Annotated in this window: 1 protein-coding gene; it reads left to right on the top strand. The window is 66.6% G+C overall.

The annotated features are described in order from the left end of the window. On the top strand, positions 1–733 hold a 733-nt coding region (locus ACU8YE_RS23755), incomplete at both ends, for an aminopeptidase P family N-terminal domain-containing protein (RefSeq protein WP_446929783.1).

A 733-nucleotide genomic window follows, 5' to 3' on the forward strand; every position in this document is an offset into this window, starting at 1 on the left:
GCGTGTTCCTGGGCGCCGCCGCCGCGCGGCGGATCGGCGTTCCGCAATTCGTTTTGTTCGTCGATGGCCGCTACCACCTGCAAGCGGAAAAGCAGTGCGATCCCGCGCTCGTGCAGGTCGAGAAACTGGGGCTCAACGTTGCGATGTGGCCGGCGATTGGCGATTGGCTCGCGGCGCATGCGGCCGACATCAAGCGCGCGGGCTACGACGCGCCGCGCCTGAGCGTCGCTCAGCGTGCACGCCTGCTCGGGCAAACGGAGCGCGCCGGCGTGCAATGGACGAGCCTCGCGGGCCGTGAGATCGACGGCGCGATCTCGCTGCCCGGCTGGCGCGTCGAGCGGCCGGTCTTCGAGTTGCCGCGATCGGCGACGGGCGTCTCGATCGCGGCGAACGTCGCGACGCTGAACAGCCGAATCAGCGAGCATCTCGGGGATCCGCGCGCGAAGGCCGCATTCATTACCTGTGCGGCCGACGATCTGAGCTATCTGCTGAACAGTCGCGGCTACCATCTGCCGTACGCATCGTCGCATGTCGGCTTTCTGTTCGTCGTCGGCGAAGCTGTGGCGCTGTTCCTGCCGGAGGGTTTCGATCGCTGTCCGGTGCGGATCGACTCGTATCCGGCGCTGCACGTGATCCGCAACGACGCCGCCGCGCTGCAGCGCTTTCTCGCGCAATTCGATGTCGAATACGTGTGCTACGGTTTCGAAGCGGTCAATTGCGCGCTACCCGACAC

The sequence above is a fragment of the Ralstonia sp. VS2407 genome (genome assembly GCF_052950655.1).